The organism is Bittarella massiliensis (ex Durand et al. 2017), assembly GCF_017566145.1.
In the GTDB taxonomy this organism is placed as follows: domain Bacteria; phylum Bacillota; class Clostridia; order Oscillospirales; family Ruminococcaceae; genus Bittarella; species Bittarella massiliensis_A.
Window position 1 is genome coordinate 1 of the sequence record NZ_JABFCL010000100.1, and the last position, 261, is coordinate 261.

The following is a 261-nucleotide window of genomic DNA, read 5'->3' on the forward strand; positions in this document are numbered from 1 at the left end:
TGCGAAGATAAGCGCCAATCTTTGCAGTATGCTCCGGAAGATGCTCGCGCTCATAGATCTCCACAGTCTTTGCGACTGCGGCACAGGCAAGTGGTCCTCCCCCATATGTTGTACCATGGTCCCCTGGATTCAGCGAGCACTCTGCCACCTTCTCTGTGAGGGCAAAGGCGCCCACCGGAAATCCATTTCCAATCGCCTTTGCCATCGTCAGAATATCCGGCCGTACTCCATACTGCTGCCAAGCGAAGAAAGAGCCTGTCC

General features: G+C 55.2%; 1 protein-coding gene. It reads right to left on the reverse strand.

The window, feature by feature from the left end:
* Positions 1-205 (reverse strand): aminotransferase class III-fold pyridoxal phosphate-dependent enzyme (locus tag HJY11_RS13615; RefSeq protein WP_368041615.1); only part of this gene is annotated, 205 nt, incomplete at its 3' end.
* Positions 206-261: the final 56 nt, after the last annotated feature.